Source organism: Arthrobacter sp. 05T444 (assembly GCF_056395905.1).
This window is the reverse complement of sequence record NZ_JBFTKK010000004.1, coordinates 179,689-198,874: the sequence shown is the minus strand read 5'-3', so window position 1 is coordinate 198,874 and position 19,186 is coordinate 179,689. Positions and strand designations below refer to the sequence as shown.

10 protein-coding genes are annotated in these 19,186 nt (G+C 62.6%); 5 read left to right on the top strand and 5 right to left on the bottom strand.

The genetic code is table 11. The features are described 5' to 3' along the window. The first annotated feature begins 9 nt into the window (after positions 1-9). The 3 genes from rsmG to AC1DD3_RS06140 all read left to right on the top strand — a co-directional run bounded on the left by rsmG (position 10) and on the right by AC1DD3_RS06140 (position 3,207). The gene (rsmG, locus tag AC1DD3_RS06150) at positions 10-660 is read left to right on the top strand and encodes a 16S rRNA (guanine(527)-N(7))-methyltransferase RsmG (protein WP_476881199.1); all 651 of its coding nucleotides are present in this window, start codon (positions 10-12) and stop codon (positions 658-660) included. A gap of 86 nt (positions 661-746) precedes the next feature. Next, positions 747-1,799 carry a ParA family protein gene (locus tag AC1DD3_RS06145; RefSeq protein WP_230119130.1) on the top strand — a complete coding sequence of 351 codons (1,053 nt, stop codon included), beginning with the start codon at positions 747-749 and terminating at the stop codon, positions 1,797-1,799. A gap of 67 nt (positions 1,800-1,866) precedes the next feature. After that, positions 1,867-3,207 carry a ParB/RepB/Spo0J family partition protein gene (locus tag AC1DD3_RS06140; RefSeq protein WP_476881198.1) on the top strand — a complete coding sequence of 447 codons (1,341 nt, stop codon included), beginning with the start codon at positions 1,867-1,869 and terminating at the stop codon, positions 3,205-3,207. A gap of 6,891 nt (positions 3,208-10,098) precedes the next feature. Here AC1DD3_RS06140 and trxA read toward each other — a convergent pair. The 5 genes from trxA to AC1DD3_RS06115 form a co-directional block, all read right to left on the bottom strand. Beyond that, a complete protein-coding gene (gene trxA, locus AC1DD3_RS06135) occupies positions 10,099-10,425 on the bottom strand; it encodes a thioredoxin (protein WP_230119132.1) in 327 nt (108 codons plus the stop codon). 38 nt (positions 10,426-10,463) lie between these two features. Continuing rightward, a complete protein-coding gene (gene trxB, locus AC1DD3_RS06130) occupies positions 10,464-11,420 on the bottom strand; it encodes a thioredoxin-disulfide reductase (protein WP_476881197.1) in 957 nt (318 codons plus the stop codon). A gap of 302 nt (positions 11,421-11,722) precedes the next feature. Next, the gene (locus tag AC1DD3_RS06125; protein WP_476881196.1) at positions 11,723-13,492 is read right to left on the bottom strand and encodes an ABC transporter substrate-binding protein; all 1,770 of its coding nucleotides are present in this window, start codon (positions 13,490-13,492) and stop codon (positions 11,723-11,725) included. Between the two features lie 173 nt (positions 13,493-13,665). Next, positions 13,666-15,816 (bottom strand): murein biosynthesis integral membrane protein MurJ, encoded by a 2,151-nt coding sequence (murJ, locus tag AC1DD3_RS06120; RefSeq protein WP_476881195.1) that lies wholly within the window; start codon positions 15,814-15,816, stop codon positions 13,666-13,668. 71 nt (positions 15,817-15,887) lie between these two features. After that, positions 15,888-16,388, bottom strand: coding sequence for an NUDIX hydrolase (locus AC1DD3_RS06115; RefSeq protein WP_230119167.1), 501 nt, complete (start codon positions 16,386-16,388; stop codon positions 15,888-15,890). 196 nt (positions 16,389-16,584) lie between these two features. On the opposite strand from AC1DD3_RS06115, the gene AC1DD3_RS06110 reads away from it, so the two are divergent. Then, positions 16,585-18,105, top strand: coding sequence for a CCA tRNA nucleotidyltransferase (locus tag AC1DD3_RS06110; protein WP_476881194.1), 1,521 nt, complete (start codon positions 16,585-16,587; stop codon positions 18,103-18,105). Beyond that, positions 18,106-18,687, top strand: coding sequence for a histidine phosphatase family protein (locus AC1DD3_RS06105; protein ID WP_476881193.1), 582 nt, complete (start codon positions 18,106-18,108; stop codon positions 18,685-18,687). Positions 18,688-19,186 lie beyond the last annotated feature (499 nt).

The window sequence follows — 19,186 nt, the reverse complement described above, 5'->3', positions numbered from 1 at the left end:
GACAGACTGATGGTTGAAATTACGGAAGCTGAGCACCGGGCGGCGGAGAAGATCTTCGGCGACCGCCTGGGCCTGGCCGAACGGTACGTCGAACACCTGGCGACGTCGGGAACTGAACGAGGACTGATCGGGCCGCGGGAGATTCCGCGCCTGTGGGGACGGCACGTACTGAACTGCGCTGTCATCGAAAGTGAGATCGCCCAGGGAAGCCACGTGGCCGACGTTGGCAGCGGCGCCGGGCTGCCCGGCCTCTGCCTGGCCATTGCCCGTCCGGATCTGGAACTGACGCTCATTGAGCCCCTGGAACGCCGGGTCATCTGGCTCCAGGAAGTGGTTGATGACCTCGGTTTGGACAATGTCACCATCATGCGCACCCGCGCTGAACTTGCCGTCGGCATGGTCAAGGCCAACGTTGTCACGGCGCGAGCAGTGTCCGCCCTAAGCAACCTGGCCGGACTTACCATTCCACTCCTTGACGGAGAAGGCGAAGTTGTTGCCATCAAGGGACGCAGCGCCGCTGAGGAACTTCAGAAGGCCGCTAAATTGATCCGCAGGCTTGGCGGCGTGCAGACGTCGGTCGTCACAGTCGGGCAGGACCTGCTTGACGAGCCCACCACCGTGGTGCGCATCGTAGTGAAGAAGTCCCGAAAGATCGCCTAGTCCAGGCCCGGTGCCGCAGGTCTTGATGATGGACCGGTTAGGCTAGAGAGCGGCAGCGAAAGCCGAACGAGAGTGAGTGTGTCCCAGTGACCAGTAGCGAAACCTCCACACAGCGGATCCCCCCGTTTGTGTCTTTGGGGTCGGCACGGGCCGTTGCTGCGCCCATCGCTACGGCCTCAAATCACCTGAATCCGTTTGCAGGCAAGGCAAGTGTCGCCAAGGTTTCACGTGAAACACCGGGTGCATCCAATGTTCTGGACACCATGGATGACTCCAGCCCCATAGCCCGCGAGCTGGCACACGAGAACAAGCGCCGCGAAAGGCTGCTGGGCCGCAACCTTCCGAAGCCGGAGAAGACGCGCGTCTTCACAGTGTCAAACCAAAAAGGTGGTGTTGGTAAGACCACCACCACCGTCAACATCGCTGCTGCCTTGGCTGCGGCCGGACTGAACGTCCTGGTTATCGATATCGATCCCCAGGGCAATGCCTCCACGGCGTTGGGCATTGAGCATCATGCCGACGTGGACAGCATCTACGACGTTCTGATCAACGATGTCGCGCTAGAGGATGTTGTGGCACCCTGCCCTGACATCAGCAACCTCATCTGTGCGCCGGCCACCATTCACCTTGCCGGCGCTGAGATCGAACTCGTTTCCCTCGTTGCCAGGGAACAACGGCTCCGCCGTGCGATCGACGTTTATGCGAAGGCCCGGGAGAAAAAGGGCGAACCGCGCCTGGACTACATCTTCATCGACTGCCCGCCGAGCCTCGGGCTGCTGACGGTCAACGCGTTCTGCGCCGCCGGTGAAGTGCTGATTCCCATCCAGTGCGAGTACTACGCTCTTGAGGGGCTGAGTCAGCTTCTCAAGAACATCGAGATGATCCAGAAGCACCTAAATGCCGACCTGGTTGTCTCCACGATTCTGCTCACGATGTACGACGGCCGCACCAACTTGGCAGCGCAGGTGGCTGCCGAGGTGCGCCAGCATTTCCCTGAGCAGGTGCTGGGTGCGGTTGTCCCCCGCTCCGTGAGGATCTCCGAGGCGCCGAGCTACCAGCAGACTGTCATGACTTACGATCCGTCCTCCAGCGGTGCACTTTCCTACCTGGAAGCCGCAGCGGAAATCGCTGAGCGTTAGAATTTTCCAAACACTGCAACAGCCGGAGCCGGGCATAGCCGGGCTCTTCCAATGGAGGGATTTATCCATGAGCGATAAGCGACGCGGGCTCGGTCGCGGTCTTGGCGCACTCATTCCAAGTTCCGCCGCAAGCGCTTCCGGTAACGGAGCGGCTCCGTCGCGTCCAGTGGACCTGTTCTTCCCGGAAGCACGCAAGACTGCCCGCGCTGACACGCCGGTTATTTCTGACGCCGACGCTCCTGCCGTCTCTGAGTCTGTCTCCGCGGGGTCCGCTGCCCCTGAGTCCGTTGCTTCTGAGACCGCTGCTAAGGGGGTAGCTTCCAGGCGCACCCCCGGTACCACGGCCGCTGCTGAGCCTGCGGCGAAGGCTTCTCCCGTAAAGCCTGCCGGCGCACGGTCCGCCGGCAACAAAGCTGGCGTGAAGGACACCGAGGCAGCTGACAAGGAACAGGGTGCTACGTCTGGCACAAAGGCTGAGTCTCTTTCAGCCGAGTCCCGCGCGAAGACTGACGTGACTGACGTTGACTCCGGTCCGGCTGCGAACGGCGGTGGCGGATCATCGGCTTCAAACGTTGTCGAGCTGGTTGAGGTCCCCGGAGTGCGGTTTGCCGAAATCCCCGTCTCTGACATCCATCCGAACCGAAAACAGCCCCGGACCGTCTTCGATGAGGACGACATGGCGGAGCTTGTTCACTCCGTACGTGAAATCGGCGTCCTCCAGCCAATTGTGGTGCGTACCTCAACCGAAGAAGGTGGAGAACCCTACGAACTGGTGATGGGCGAACGCCGGTGGCGTGCCGTTCAGGCTGCCGGACTGGAGACCATCCCGGCAATTGTCCGCGACACCACGGACGATGACCTCCTGCGCGATGCACTGCTGGAAAACCTTCACCGTAGCCAGCTGAATCCCCTGGAAGAAGCGGCGGCGTACCAGCAGCTGCTCGAGGACTTCGGAACCACCCACGAGCAGCTGGCAGATCGAATCGGCCGGTCCCGCCCGCAGGTGTCCAATACGCTTCGGCTGCTCAAGCTGCCGCCGCTGGTTCAGCGACGGGTGGCTGCGAATGTTTTGTCCGCCGGTCATGCTCGTGCGCTTCTCGCGTTGCCGGACGCCGCCGCCATGGAACGTCTGGCGCAGCGGATTGTTGCCGAGGGAATGTCGGTGCGCGCCACCGAGGAAGCCGTGACGCTACACCGGGAACCGGCAACTGCGCCGAAAAACAACATTCCGCGGCCGGGGGCGCGCCACGAACGCCTGGACTACCTCGCGTCGTCGCTGTCGGACCGGCTGGATACCAACGTGAAGATTTCGCTGGGCGCGCGAAAGGGACGCGTCAGCATCGAGTTTGCGAGCGTTGAGGACCTCAACAGAATCATGGATGTTTTGGCTCCTGGCTCTGAAAGCTAAGTTAGAAAGAACTTCGGGGTCCGTTTCACGTGAAACGGGCCCCTTTTTTGGTCCCCAGGCGGGTTGGCGCTCCGGTTCGGTGGCTCGCGTGCATCACTTTTGACTGTCGGCTTCGTGGAGCCGCGTGAGGCAACTATTATCTTGGCTTGTCGGCCTCTTTACGGTCCCGGGATGGACCATATCCAGAGCTAGATAGGGTCAAACATTTGGCGTAGACACCCCTGCCGCTGTCCCGGTCGGGGGTCGAACTGTCGGACAAGACTGTTCGATTTGATGAACGCCGGATCGTGGGTGGCCAGAAGACTTTGGCTTCACGTTGTGTAAGCCGATGCCTGGGAAGAATGGTCCCTGTCCGCGGGCGCGATTGAGTTCGAATTCAGTTCGTTCGTTAGCCCTACGTCTTGGACCAAGTTTTCGGCGCCCAGCGAAGCTGCTGCCCAACCCAGCCTCGCACGTTCCGGACTGGTTCGGTCACCCGAAAGGGCGAAACGGCGTTTTAGTGGCCCATGGCTGGTCTGCGGAGCCGCAAAGGGCTCAATCGAGCACTCCTAGGGCTCCTAGGGCGCAGGCCCTCGTGCTGTCTCAGATCGCGGCGAATGTGGTGGGTATGCCGTCTATAAGGGTGCGGCCGTGTGGCTCGTGGGGATCCCTTTGGGCATCGTGTGGACAAGGGACTGTCCGGTAGGACGTCTTTCGTCTGCTGGGGCCTGCCGGGGCCCGCTCAAACGACTCCCTGGAGCAGTTGGCCGCGCGCTCCCGATGGGCATTCAGAAGCCCCCTAGCCGTTGCACAGCCTGAATCAAGAGCAAGGGCGAAGTGTCTGCCCTGCCATGGGTTCCGGGCCCCTCAGCGGCTCGGGATGAGTTTGGTGCCGTCCTGGGGACGCCGCGGTCCTCAAGGAACAGCAGCTGATGGCCAGACAATGATCGGCTGCGACGCACCCGCTTGAACTGCAGCCCGCGGCGACCATCGGCAGGTCGCAGGCCCGAAGCACGTACGGACTCGATCCGAGACGAACGGACCTTCCGCGTGCAGAAGAGGTGTTTCACGTGAAACGATCTGTTGGCTGTGCAGTTCGGGGTGCCATTCACTGCACGGATCGTACTCTGCGGGTCATGGTCGGTCAGGCGTGAGCGGGGTATCCAGAATCGCTACGTATCCAGAGCGGTGTATCTAGAACTGAGTCCACCGAGATGCCCCCGTATTGTTTGACCACCCCGATCACGGCCATGTTTCACGTGAGACTTCCGCGTACGCCCGACATGAACTTTAAGAGGAGATCCAGTGTTCCACCTCCTTTGCTCCACCTCTTGCCGGGCTCCGACCCTCTGCCGGCTGGCGGCCGGGGTTGCGCAGTGGTTCCGTTGACTGCGGCGCGCAGGATGAGCAGCAGGAAGCCCCGCCCCATCGGAGCGATGCCGTGTCGCGAGGCAGTGCCGAGCGGAACCCTCTCCCTTGGGCGCCAAGCCTTAGCGATTCGGGGGTTGGCATTCGATTGGGACTCAGCGGACGAGCTTTCCGGAGAGCTAACTGTCAGCGTGGCGTCCGGCATGACCACTACTTTCCCCACCATCACTGTCACCGAACGCCCGATCCTGTCAGAATCCTAACCTTATTGGAATCCGTACACTGGATGAACGTGTTCCGGTGAACTCCAACAATGGCCTCAACTATCGTTGAACAGTTTGTCGGCGACTCAGAAGGCGAATGCCGCCAAATGGTCGAGATATCTAGATTGTCCAGGCCACGGGCCCCGGGCTCGCATGTAACGACAACTGAGAGGCGAGTGGGCATCACTCCCCACAAGGAAGCAGGCGACCCAAAAAACAGGCTCCCTGGAGTGGCGGAGTACCGGCCTTCCCTCACCACCCTCCCCCTGAGCACCTTCCCGGACCACCTGGTGAGTACCGCGGCGCACAACGTCTCAAGTGCAACTCTGCCGACGTCGTTTCACGTGAAACATGAGAGGGGGCGGTGGTGGCCCGTGCATCGAATATAGCGGTGGGCCAACGATGGGTCGTTGTCCCCCATTCGCCCAGGCTCCGCCAAGGGCCCTGCCGATATCACCAGGCTAGGCTGGTTACATGGCTCTGAGGCGCAAAGCGTCGGTTGCGTATGGGAAGCGGGACCTGTGGCGACAAGTTGTCCGGCTTTCTGACAAGCCAGGTCCCCGCGAGCCGGCGGAGGCGTCTCGACAACGCACAATACGGAGCAGGCCAGCAGCGCCCTGATTGTTGGGCCGTTTTCTCTATCTTCGGGCGAGATCTCCGTGATCGACTGGCGAGCGTATCGACCAAGACGAGCGCGGCCACGATCAGGATGTCGATAGCGACCAGAACTATATCGGCACTGCCCCCAACGGAAGGCCCTTCAGGGTGCCTCCCTGGCCAATGATTTCCCACCGACGGCCCGCGGAGACCACAAGTTGCCCAGTCGGGGGCAGCGGTCTGTGTCGTTCCCCGTCAGACCGTTCCGGTCTCACTGCATCAGACTCGGCGAAGGGTGACCCGTCTCGTATCCCCATAGGCGAATGGGATTCCCTAGCGGTGGCACCCACGATAGTTGGGGCCCGTTGGTCAAACCCGGCTGACAACTTCCCGCACGTCTGTGAATGCCCCAGGGTTGACGCCGGTTGATCCCTTGAGCGAAGGTCCCATCCAGGAGGGGCGTGACTGTGGATACACCGGTGGATACTGCAGTGGAAAACCCTGTGGATAACTCGGGGGATACATGGCTTCCTTTCGCCGACCCCAACGGCGGCTTCCCTGATTCGTTTCGGTGGGTCGCACCGTTCCATGGCGACAACGGGCCAAGAAGAAGCGCATCGTTTCACGTGAAACAATGCGCAGCCATTCGCGTTGGTGTGGACACGGCGAAAGATTGCGCTATTTTGCGCGTGATTAAGCGAATTTGGTTTAGCATGATCACTGTTCGGCGGACACATATTGCTGTGGCATTCGGTCGCCAGTCTCTGCCCCGCGCTTCTCTGAAAGATGCCATTCGTCGACGGTGATCGACAAGACGGCATGCATTCCGAAATTTCAGGCTGATGTCCTACGCTACTGTGGAAAAGTCTGTGGATTTCGATGTGGATAACCATGTGAATAATCTCATGTCTCTTCCGCCAAAAGTTGGCGGATTAGTCACGTTCGCCACGTCCCCGCTGCTTCAATGCGTCTTCGGTGGATGGCTTCAGGACGGTGGATGGGCTCGCCGCCAGCGGCAATGAAGTCACGTGGAAGTTTCGTGGGGTGCCGGATGCCCCGGGGCCCAAGGCGTTCCAGAGGAGCTTTTGTACCCGGCCAGCAAGCCGGAGCCGGGCGGTATCTTCATCGAGTGGCTCAGTGGCCATCCTACGTTGGGGGCTCCACAGACATCCCGCAACGGCTAGGAATGGGGCCGTGCCCGAGGAACACTGGCTCCGGGTGGCAGCAGGAGGCGCCTCGAAAGCAGGACCGCGCTGTGGCCGAAGCTTGGCCTGGTGCGATGACGCATTCTGCTGTAAACGTGCCTACAGCGACTTCGGCCTGTGCAGTTCCATGAGCGTACGTGGCGCGGCCTCGTCCGTGAGTTTCGCGAATGGCCGTGGGGTCGGTGCCACGCACATGGTGGGTCATTGCAGTATGCCGCGGCTGCGCTGTCGAGGCCGGGATGCTGCACTGCCGTCGCATGGTCCACCGCGTCGTAGTACGTCGCCAGGCAGGGTCCTGAGGTTCTTCCGAGCTGCGCCGGCTCACTCAGGTGGCGACGTCGTGGGGCAGCGACGGCAGACGAGTCGCGGGAGCCGGTGACGGTGAACGAGTCTTGGGGGGCGGCGACGGTATGCGCCAGGGTCTGCTGAGCCATGTCGTGGCTGATGGGGCGGGCAGCGCGAGTGCATTCCACCTGGGCTTGTGTTGTGTATAGATTGGCGCTGGCTGTAGATCTGCAGGCTGTTGGACTGCCGGTTCCTTTCCCCGCCCGTCTGCCTGACCCCAAGCCAAGCGGCTGGTAGCTAAGCGCACTCGTAGCTAAGCGCGCCAGAAGTACTCATGCGGATGTCCGCACTCGCCACAATCTCGGGCGACGCGAACGGACACTCACACGTGGTCTCCGTTGGTCTGTGGTGCACCGTCGGCGCTTCGGTGCCCGCGAGTAGAGGTTTCACGTGAAACACCTCGTGCGCGACGTCGCCGACGGAGCTTCGTTAGGCCGGTCCGAATAGACCATTCTGAATTGAGTCGAATCGACGGCCGCTGCCTTGGTCCACTCCTCTGGGGCCGCGGAGCAGAAAGATATGTCAGCCTGGCAGGCTACTTCGTGCGTTAGTGCGTCCATCCATTGCCCGAGTTGCAGTCTTGTCCGAGTTGCAGGCTCCGCGCGAGACGTCCTTGGCTGTGGCCGAAAGCAATGATCTCTTCGCGGGAATAGCAGGATTGACGGGACATGCCCACTAACAACAACCCAGCGACCCGATCACTCGCTTGCCCAAGGATCGCCGAGCGGCGGACCAGTTGGGCGCTGTTTCACGTGAAACATCGTCCATCGTTCGTCCTCATCACCACCCCCGAGGTGGGCAGGGGCACCCGACAGCAGGACGGCGGCGCAATCGGCCAGACATCATTGAGCCCGTGGCCCCGTGGGATGAGCCGCCTTGAGGAGCCGGGCCCTGTTCAGACATCCGGCATGTACAACACGGATCGCTAGGGCGACTGACTGCGCGATCCCAGCACGGTGTGGATGGGACAGTCCGTTGCGAGGGTGTTTCACGTGAATCAACGTGCACGGCGAACCCTCCCGTGCGGATCGCCAGTACAGGTGCGGCACCAAAGTGCCGCACTATCGGGTTTCGGGGCTGCGTATACGTGGATGCCTGGGAACTTAACGGTGTTTGGCCGGCACTAGCACTAGCCCACGTCATCTTTAGTGCCCCGCAAGCTTGTTCGGACGCCTTCAGGCTTGACTCAACGGGACAGGGCTAATACTCACGTCTGCGCTCCACTTTCCCCCGTCTTCTCGGTCTTCATCAGATTCTGCAGGCTTCTGCGTGTCAGAACTGGCCCTCAGCAAGCTGTAGGACTCAGCAAGGTGCAGGTTTTCCCCGGGCCTTCTTCGGCCCCGGAAGCCGGAATAATGAATCACAGGAGTCGTCTTCTGAAGTGGTCAGAAATGTAGGGCTCGTCGAGCTGAGACATCTAGGGGCAAGTTTTTGCTTCGGTTCCCTCCTCTCCGGCGAGTGTCTGCAGCGCGCGGTCGGTTTTCAGCCAGCGTGCCGTTCGCCTGTCCTGCGGGCGCTCGTTCTCCCCACGTCTCCTGGCCTGAACACCCAGGCGGTTCTTGTTTGGCCGACTGTCTCAAGGGACGATGGCGGTTTCTTCCCGAAGCACCGTTGGATCCCTCGGCGGTATCGATCGCCCGGTCGCGTGCTGGCGTTGACTGCTTGCAGTGGCAGTTCGGCGACAAAAATGGGGCCTTCAGGGGGAAGGTAGAGAGGAGGTCCATAGCGCTTCCGCCAGTTCATTCGCGTCCGTCGGTTGTTTAGTCATGTGCTTCTAAGCTGCCGAACGACGATTGTTGCTCGTCCACCGACATCGGATCGTCTTCTTGCGCAGTGGTCCAGCTAGGCGACAGAGGTGCAGTTCGCCGGCAGCGGAAGGCTCATAGGCGCAAGAGTGCATGGTAAATGCAGAATGAGACGATTAGGGATCCTGAGAGTGAAGGCACGCCGTACGAGGGTTGTGGGTTGATAGGGCTTGAGCCTGCGAGCAGACGGGTTTGTCGGGCAGCCGGCGCCTGGGGACGGACGCCGTTGCGTCGTCAGGCTGCTGGGTCGCCAATCCGCTGAGTCGCGGGCATGGAGGCCGGAAAATGCAATGACGTGTTTCACGTGAAGCACGACATCAGGCTGGCCAGCAACTCAGTGCGCGTGAATCCGGGCAGACACAGCAGTATTCGGGCCTTGGTCCCCCATTGCCCAGCAGACCCTGGTAGTCGGCAAATTCACTGCCAAGTCGAAAAGCCGCATGTAGCCCGCTGGAACCGCGCGGCTTACCCGGTCCCCGCAAACAAAGGAAGGCAGTCGATTGCCCCGTGATCCGATCCTCTGAATCCCAAGCGATATTCCGGCCAATGGCTGTCGAGAGCAGTTCCAAGTACTTCGGGGTGTTGGTGCGTATTCTTGCAGAAGACATCCCGTTTGGGCCAAAGGGTTTCACGTGAAACATGCGGCGTCAGGCACAGCGTGGTGCTACCTGAATAGACACCCGGGCCCTACCGCCACGTCGCAAGCCACGTCACCGGTCACCTACGACGCAGGGGTCCTACGACGGCGCCCGCGTCCATCGTCCGAGGCAGTGAGCAGACGGGGAAGGGTGCAGCCTTCTGTCGGAGTACTGGATCCGCTCTGCGCTGACGAGTGTCCTACAGCCGGCTCACATCCTGAAGCAAGTGACCGGCCAGCATGGCAGGCAAGAGATCAATGGGGCCAACCTGTGATCGACTCCCAGCGGGATCGATTCCCAGGGATTACTGAGCCGAACGACGTAGGTCCGCCGCTGCAGCAGTGCTGCCTCGTCCCACAGAAGATTTGAGGGAACAGTGCCCATGTTTGGTACGGATGTCGGTTGTTATGCACACTCGAGGGTATGCGGACAGTCGCTGGTGCGGACCACTGCACCTCTCTCCTTGCGCAACTTTGCCTAAATACGCTCGCCGACCGCCGCAATCGGACGCCGGCACCAACAAACGGCTAAGGATTACCTGCAACTGCGGCAAGCAGTCCACACCGGGGTAAAGAGCGCGAGGCAGCGATCGACAAGGGCCATTCAGGCTGCAAGCAAAACAAAAGTGGCCACCGCTCCCCTGGAGTGGTGGCCACCGGTTTGCCGTCAGGCGGCAGGCGTCGTGCTCTTGTCAGGACAGAACGTCCGCGAATTCCTTCTCGAAGAACTGCTTCGGCTTGGCGCCGATGACGGTGCTCTTCACTTCGCCGTCCTGGAACAGGTAGACGGCAGGAATTGAGGTGATTCCGTATTGGGCTGCGATGTCGGGGTTATCGTCCACGTTTACCTTGACGACGTTTACCTTCTCCCCGTACTCCACCGAGATTTCGTCCAGGATGGGGCCGAGCTTACGGCAAGGACCGCACCATTCAGCCCAGAAGTCCACGATTACCGGCTTGTCAGCAGCGAGTACGTCCGTGCTGAAGCTTGCGTCTGTTACATCTTTTGCGTTGCTCATAACCCTTGTCTCTCTCTTCGAATGGTGTTCAGCGCCGGTCAGGCGTGAAGGTCAGCGAGGTAGTGCTCTACGTCGATCGCCGCGACGCAGCCCGAGCCGGAGGCCGTGATGGCCTGGCGGTACGTAGGGTCCACGACATCCCCGGCCGCGAAGACCCCCTTGATGCTCGTTCGCGAGCTGCGGCCCTCGACGGCGATGGTTCCGGCGTCGGTTATCTTCAGCGCGTCCTTGACTAGTTCGGTCCGGGGATCGTTGCCGATCGCCACAAAGATACCCGTTACGGGCAGCTCGGATTCCGTACCGTCGAGAAGGTTTTTCAGTTTCAGGCCGGTGACCTTGTCGTTCCCGAGTACGTCCTCCACGGCCGTGTTCCAGACGAATTTGATCTTCTCGTGCGACTGCGCGCGGTCGCCCATGATCTTTGACGCCTTCAATGTATCGCGGCGGTGAATCACCGTTACGGACCGGGCAAACTTGGTCAGGAACAGTGCCTCTTCCATCGCGGAGTCACCACCGCCAATGACGGCAATGTCCTGGTCCTTGAAAAAGAAACCGTCGCAGGTTGCGCACCAGCTAACGCCATGGCCGGAGAGACGCTTCTCGTTCACGAGTCCAAGCTCCCGGTACGCTGAACCGGTGGAAAGAATAATCGACCGGGCGCGGAAGGTCTCCCCCGTGGCGATGGTGACAGACTTGACGTCGCCGTCGAGGTCCAGCGCCGTGACGTCCTCAAACTGGACCTCCGTGCCAAAGCGGACAGCCTGCTTTTCGAAGTTCTCCATCAGGTCCGGACCCATGATGCCTTCGGGGAAGCCAGGGTAGTTCTCGACGTCGGTGGTGTTCATCAGCTCGCCGCCCGCGGTGACGGATCCGGCCAAAAGCAATGGATTGAGGTTGGCGCGCGCCGTGTACACGGCGGCCGTGTAGCCTGCCGGACCGGAGCCGACGATGATGACATCACGTACTTCTGACGCGCTGTTTTCTGCGTTGCTCACTGAACGGTGAACCTCTTCCTTAGTCGATGCGCCAGCCTTGCGGCCGGCCACATGGCACAACTGATTCGTGGTGCCGAATATTCCAGACGTAGTGGGAGGCCTGGTGCAGCCGGTTCGGGGCTGCACGCACACGCCATCACAAGACGTCCCCCAAGGTTACCGTCTTGGGCTGTGTCAGGGCGTGCGCGTTACCTTGCAGCGACCGTCCAGGGGAGGCCCGTGCCAACTGGATCTCATGCCGACAGGCCCTGCCAAGAGCAGGCGGCAGCAGCTCTGTGACTCGCTGCTACTGAACCTTGCTGCTACTGAACCTTGATTTCTGCGAGGCGCAGGCCGAAGCCGTAGCGGGTCTTCGGGGCAGCGAGCCGGGGTAGGTTCTTGATGGTGACGATCACGTACTGGGCGGTGACGGGTTCAGCCAACGGCATGGTGAGGTCAGTGGACGTGAAGCTGTTGGTGCCGACCTGCTTGGCGCCGTCCAGGGAAGGACGGTCGTTGGTTAGGACGCTGATGCTGCCGCCTGACGCCCCCAACTGGTTCAGGGTGATTGAAGATACCTTCGACGGGCCCTTCAGCTTGACCACGAGGGGAACGCCGTCCGGAGCCAGGCCACCCCAGTCCTCGGTGGCGAACTCCATGTCAGACCAGTAGCTGGCCGCGTTGCCGTCAAACGTCTTGGTGAGGTCGTTGTCATACGTGGAGGCAAAATCGAAGGTGCCGAGACGCGTAACACCCTCCACGGCGGGCGGACCCGCCGCAGGGGCCGTGCTCTGGGTCGGCGAAGGCTTTGCGGTGCCGGACTGCCCAGCGGCCGACGAGGCCGCTGACCCGGGGGTTGCCTCGGCTTGCGGGGCACTCTTGAAGAGGCTGCCGAGGTTGGTGACGGCGAAAATGAGGCCGACGATCAGCACGGCTGCCAGCAGCCCGCCAACGAGCCAGCGCATGGAGCGCGGTTCCCGCCGGGGCTCGTCATCTTCGTCGTAATAGTCGCCTGCAGCGGCAGGGCTGCTGGTCTTGGCGACGGCAGGGAAATTACCGGCCCGCCGGTCCGTAGGCCGAAGCTGGGTGTCCCCATCGTCGGCAAACTCGTCCTCGGCGAACCCGTCGTCGGCGAACTCGTCCCGGGCGTCCCGGTCCCCGGTGTCCTGGTCCCCGGGGCCGTAGCCGTAGTCGTCCTGAGACCACAAAGACACCTTGGGCTTCTCCTGGCCGCCTACGACGCCGGCAGCTGCTCCCTCCCGCGAGCCGGCAGCCACGTTTGCGGAGCGGTTGCCTTCGCGCTGGAGCAGTGCCTGTTCAACGTTCTCACGCTGGACGGGCTGCGGTGCCGTGTTCTCGGGGGCTTCAGTCTGCTGTCTGCCTTGGGCGGCTGCTGCGGTGCCGGCTGCAACACCGGCACCTGCCGCGATACCGGCGCCTACGCCAATGTTGCGGGCACCCGCGGACGGCACGGCAGCCGGGCGGCTTTGCGGAAGCGGCGGAACAACGGGTGCCTTACGCACCGGTGCACCCGCAGCGTTGGCGCCGGCCGGTTGGTCCGATGAGCGCTCACCGGGCGTACGATCACCGGAACCGCGCCCGGATGCAGGACTGTCTGCAGGCGCCGGATAAGGGTCAACCTGCCGCGCTTGGGTGCCGCCGTAATTGATGTAGCCGGCGTCAACCTCTTCCTCGTCGTCATAGACTTCCGGCTCGTGGGAGCGGGCCTGGCCGAAAATTTCGCTGCCCAGGGTGTCCGTAAAGAACGGCTCGACGTAAGGAAGGTTAGAAGCGACCACCAGGTCCAGCAGGTCAGCGGCGGACGTGTGGTTGGTGATGAGGTACGTGGTGGCTTCGCTGACGCCAAGGTCGAGGATCTGCACGCTGCCCGGGCGTTCGCCGGTGGCCACCTCGCGCGCACTCTGGGCCACCTGGTCCGCGTTGTGGGGACCGGCCACCAGGATGCTGACCGGCCGGTTGAGCACCTGGTCCACACCGTCCAGCACCAGATCCTGGTCATGTGAGGTCAGTACTGTGGCCGTGACCTTGTAGCGGCCGCCAAGTACTGATCCGACATCGATCGGGTGGGACACGTGTTCCTCCTAGGCTGTCCGGGAATTGCGCGGGCCGTGGTGATTTCGTCACCGCGGGAAGACCTCCGGCAAGCCGGTTGACCCTGACCTGCAACTACCCTTGTTCTTTTTCGATCCTAGCCGATGCTGCGCAACGGCCGTGTGAGACGGGGCTGGACAAATCGGGTAGGCGGTTATTTTCTCTTCTTGCGTCCGGACTTGAAATACGGGTTTTGCCCGGTCTTTCCCTGGAACGTCCTCCGGCCAGGGAGGGGGATCTCGTCGCGCAGGGCGTGGCCGCGGGCCGTGCTGGGCACCTCTTCCTCCGGCAGGTAGGAAACAACATCGCCGGAAGGGTGAACGTCCGGTTCCGGCAGCGGTGCCGGTCCCGCGCGGAAGGAAGCGGAATCGAATTCGCCCGAGATCCGTGGAATCAAGCCGGTGTCCATCGACACCGTGGCGCGTTCCGCCGTCGGACGCCCTGTTAAAGCGTTGGCAGCAGGGGCGCCGGCCGCCGAAGCCGTTCCGGCGGAAGCTCCGGCCGGACGTCCGGCCGGCGTCGCGGGCGGCGCAGCAGCTCCGCGGCCGAGCCGCCCGAGCAGCGGCCGCAAAAGGTCCCGCAGTTCGGTGACACGGAACAGCTTGAGCAGGAGCAAGTAGACGGCCAGCATGACCGGCCCGACGACGACGATGGTCACCAGTGCGGCAGGCCGGCTGCTCCACGCGAAGCCCACCGGACTGTAACTGCCCAGCAGCCAGAGAGCGCCGACACCTGCCACAGCTGCGCCGAGTGCGGCGTAGCCCATCCGTATATATGAGTTGGCGATCCTCGGCCCGTCCAGATGGCCCAGGAGGCGGCGCAGGAAGGACGCACTCACGATCACGGAGAGGATGTTTCCGCCGGTGTAGAGGATGGCGATGGCGAAGATGATCTGGTCGAACGGGAGGAACTGGATGAAGAACGCCGACACGACATTGACCAGCGCCAGGACCAGCTGGATGTAAAACGGAGTCCGGGCGTCCTCGTTGGCGTAGAAGACCCGGGACATCATGAAGTTCGCGCTCATGAACGGCGTGCTGAGAGCCAGGATGGTGAGCGTCTGGGCCAGCATGACACCGTCCGTCCGCAGCCCGCCGGAGAAGAACATGCCCAGCGGTCCCGCCAGGGCGAAAAGCGCCAGGGCACCGAACACGGTGGCCACCGCCATGGTCCGCAATCCCTGTGACAGGGCATCGCGCAGTTCGTTCCGGTTGCCGTCCTGCGAGGCGCGGGTCATGCGGTTGAACAGTACTGTGGCCAGGGAGAGGGCGATGATCGAGTGCGGCAGCAGGTACAGCTGGCTGGCCACCTCAAGCACGGCATTGCCGGGCAGCATGGCCGCGCCCGCGAGGTCGCCGGCTTTCTCCAGCCGGAGCCGCTCGGCGCCGGGGATGGTGGCGATGCGCATCACGTACAGGAAGGCGAGCTGCCCGACGGCGGCGGTCAGGAGCGTCCAGACGCTCAGCTTTGCCGCCTGGCCGAGTCCCACTCCCCGCCAGCCGAAGCGCGGACGGAGGCCAAGTTTCAGCCGGAACACTGGGATCAGCAGGATGGCCGTCTGGGTCATGACGCCAATCGTGGAGAAGCCTGCCACGAAAAACGTCTGGGAGGCGCCCCAGTTGTCCAGGGAATGCGGATTGGCCACGTTGGCACCGAAAAGCCAGATGAACATGCCCAGGCCGGTGATGGCCACCACGTTGTTAAGGATGGGCGCCCACATGGCCGGGCCAAAGGCGCCGTTGGCATTGAGGACCTGGGTCAGCAGGGCGTACAGGCCGTAGAAGAAAATCTGCGGCAGGCACCAGAAGGCGAAGGCAACGGCCAGCGACTTCTGCTGCGGCGAGTAACCCTGGGTGGTCAGTTCGATGACCGACGGTGCGAGCAGGGTCACCAGCAGGGTCAGGGACAGCAGCACCAGGACGGCCAGGGTGAGGAGCCGGCTGATGTAATCCGCTCCCCTGTCCGGCGCCTTGCTTGCCTTGATGATCTGCGGCACCAGCACAGCATTGAAGACACCGCCCGCCACCAGCAGGAAGATCAGGTTGGGCAGGTTGTTAGCGTTGATAAACGTGTCATTGACCGTGGAACCCAGGCCCAGCGCGGCGCCCAGCATCCAGGTCTTGCCGAAGCCCAGGATGCGGGAAACCAGCGTTCCGGCAGCCATGATGGCGCTGGAGCGGGCCTCCCCGGGCTGTGCGCCACCGGAACTGGCGGCGCCGGAAGCTGCCTCACTGGCGGGCACCACACCGGAAGGTGCTTCGCCTGGCTGCGCGGGCTGTTCGGACGCTGGATTGGCTGCTGACATCGTCTTCATCGTCTCACCCGCGCGCGCATAATGCCGCAATTCGCGGGGACCAGGCACGGGTCCGTGGGCCGTCAGAGGTGTTCGGGGAGGACTTCGCGGGCCAGGTCGGCGATGCGGCGCTCGTTGGGAAAGGACAGTTTCCGGGCGAGCTCGTGGATCGGTACCCAGGCAACATCCACTGCTTCCTTGTCAGGATCATTTTCGATGGTGAGCTCGCCACCGGTGGCGCGCAGCAGGTAATGGTGGACGGTCTTGTGCACACGGTGCCCGCTGACGGTGAACCAGTAGTCGATGCTGCCCAAGGGGGCCAGGATGTTGCCGTCGATGCCGGTCTCCTCGGCGATCTCGCGCACGGCGGCTTCCTCGTTGTTTTCCCGGCCTTCCGGATGGCCCTTCGGCAGGCACCATTCCAGCCGTCCGCCCCTATTAAGGCGGGCGATAATCGCAACCCTCAGTTCGTCGTCGGACGTGTCCACCACGACGCCGCCGGCGGAGATCTCCTCGACCGTGGGAAGGGAGGCCGGAGCCGAGTGCGGGGCAGGCGCGATATGGGCACCGATTGCCGACGGCAACGGTGGGTTTGTCCTCCTGCCGGGGGCGCTCGGTACGGGATGGGCCATGCAGTCCACTCTAACGACTCTTGCCCCGTGGTGATGACCGGAACATGGCTTCAAGATGGACTGCATGTGACGCACTTTGCATCCTCATCCCTGCAATCCCCGTGATTTGGTGTGGTTGGGAGTGGTTTTCTGACAAGCTTAAGTAACTATGGCGCACGCACATCAAAAGACTGATCTCCACACCGTTGACTTCCAGGTGGACCCGGTGGTCCTGGAGCTCGGCCAGCGCTTCGTGGACGCCGGTCATGAGCTGTCGCTCGTGGGCGGTCCGGTAAGGGATCTGTTCCTTGGCCGCACGTCCCCGGACCTCGATTTCACCACCGACGCCACGCCTGACCAGACGGTGGCGCTGATCAAGAAGTGGGCGGACAACTTTTGGGAGATCGGGCGCGCCTTCGGAACGATCGGGATGCGCAAGGCCGGCTTCCAGATCGAGATCACCACGTACCGCGCCGAGGCATACGACCCGGAATCCCGGAAGCCGGTGGTCGCGTTCGGATCCTCACTGACGGATGACCTGCTCCGGCGGGATTTCACCATTAACGCGATGGCGCTGCGGCTGCCATCCATGGAGCTGATCGACCCTTTCGGCGGTGTCCGGGATCTGCACGCCTCCGTCCTGGCAACCCCCGGTGCCCCCGAGGCCTCCTTTTCGGACGACCCCCTGCGCATGATGCGTGCGGCGCGCTTTGCGTCCCAGCTGGGCGTGGCCGTCCATGACGACGTCCGGCTGGCCATGACCCAGATGGCCGAGCGGATTACCATCATCTCCGCCGAGCGGGTGCGCGATGAACTCGTCAAGCTGATCTGCGGGCGCCACCCGCGCGTCGGCGTGGACCTGCTGGTGGACACCGGCCTGGCCGAGTTCGTGCTTCCCGAGGTGTCCGCACTGCGCCTCGAATCCGACGAGCACCACCGTCACAAGGACGTCTATCAGCATTCCCTTCAGGTCCTCGAGCAGGCGGCCAGCCTGGAGACCGACGAGGAAGGCCCCGTGCCGGGTCCCGATTTTGTTCTGCGGTTCGCCGCCTTGATGCACGACGTCGGGAAGCCGGCTACGCGGCGTTTCGAACCGGGCGGCGCGGTCAGCTTCCGCCACCACGACATGGTGGGCGCCAAACTCACCGCCAAGCGGATGAAGACCCTTCGCCTCGACAACGACACCATCAAGGCCGTCGCCCGCCTTGTGGAACTTCACATGCGCTTCTACGGCTACGGCGAGGCCGGGTGGACCGACTCGGCCGTCCGCCGCTATATCACCGACGCCGGACCCCTGCTGGAACGCCTGCACCGCCTGACCCGCTCGGACGTCACCACCCGAAACCAGCGCAAGGCTGAGCGGCTGGCTTTCGCCTACGACGACCTTGAAACCAGGATTGCCGCCCTTCGAGAGCAGGAATCCCTGGACGCCGTGCGCCCGGACCTTAACGGCGCCCAGATCATGTCCCTGCTAGGCCTAAAACCTGGGCCCGTGGTGGGCAGGGCCTACAATTTCCTGCTGGAGGAACGGATGGAGAACGGTCCGCTCGAACCGTCCGACGCCGAGTCACGGCTTCGCGTCTGGTGGGCGGCCCAGCCCGAATCAGCAGCTGAAGCACCTCAGCCCACGGCGACCGACTCCGCAAAGTCCCCCGCCGACGTCGAACCTTCCCCAACCGAGGAGTCCTAAGTGAACGCTGCCAACATCCCCCGTCCCCAGCTCTGGATCCTGCGGCACGGCGAAACTGAGTGGTCCAAGAGTGGTCAGTACACAGGGCTCACCGACCTCCCGTTGACCGTGGAAGGCGAACAGCAGGCGGTGGAGGCCCGCAAGGTCCTGGACAGTGTGGATTTCGACCTCGTGCTGACCTCCCCGCTGCGGCGCGCCCGCCGGACCGCCGAACTCGCGGGATTCCCCGACGCCGTCCACGAGCCCCTGGCCGTCGAGTGGGATTACGGCGACTACGAAGGCATCAGCTCGGACCTGATCCGCAAGGACAACCCGGATTACCTGATCTGGACCCACGGGGTTCCCAACGGGGAGAAACTGCAGGACGTGGCGGCCCGCGCGGACAAGATAGTGGCCCGGGTCTTGGAGTCTGGCCTCGACAACGTCCTGATCGTGGCGCACGGCCACTTCTCCCGCATCCTCACCGCCCGATGGCTGGAACTCGACCCGGAGGAAGGCCGGCACTTCATTTTGGGTACCGCAAAAGTGTGCACCCTTGGCTGGGATAAAAGGACACCGGCTATTGTCCGCTGGGGGCTCTAAGAATGCTTTGTTCGGGATTCTAAAACTTCGTTTGAGAATTAACTAGTCAACTGCATCATTCCTGGTGTATTTTTATTTCTGACCCCAGAGCGACTTTGCCAGGGTCACGGCGCGCGTTGTCCGGCCATTCGGCTTGTACACCGGCAGAGCAGAAAAGGAGGTTGGGACAATGATTACTTTGACTAGCGGATGGAAGTTGACCATCACCGCGTTCCCGGCCTTCGTTGCTGGCCCGCGCCCTCATCACGAACTCGCCGTCTCCTGACCCTTCGCTCCCGGTGCCCGCACCGGCGCTGCGATAACAGGACGATAATCCTGCTTCTTCGGAGGACTTTCTGACCTCGGCGGTCTGATATGGCGGAGCCACGCGCTTGCGCCGCACCCCCATGATTCAGAACCCTGGCTTCTTGTTGGGGGGGTCTGCCTCGCCACCGCTTCGGGGCCACTCACCCGCTTTTACAGATTCCCCTTCATTAGCCCGGGCATTTCTTTGCCCATT

What these genes read in the sequence shown, in the direction of transcription:
- rsmG (WP_476881199.1), top strand. Translation starts at nt 10, where the DNA reads ATGGTTGAAATTACGGAAGCTGAGCACCGGGCGGCGGAGAAGATCTTC.
- AC1DD3_RS06140 (WP_476881198.1), top strand. Translation starts at nt 1,867, where the DNA reads ATGAGCGATAAGCGACGCGGGCTCGGTCGCGGTCTTGGCGCACTCATT.
- trxA (WP_230119132.1), bottom strand. Translation starts at nt 10,425, where the DNA reads ATGAGCAACGCAAAAGATGTAACAGACGCAAGCTTCAGCACGGACGTA.
- murJ (WP_476881195.1), bottom strand. Translation starts at nt 15,816, where the DNA reads ATGTCAGCAGCCAATCCAGCGTCCGAACAGCCCGCGCAGCCAGGCGAA.
- AC1DD3_RS06110 (WP_476881194.1), top strand. Translation starts at nt 16,585, where the DNA reads ATGGCGCACGCACATCAAAAGACTGATCTCCACACCGTTGACTTCCAG.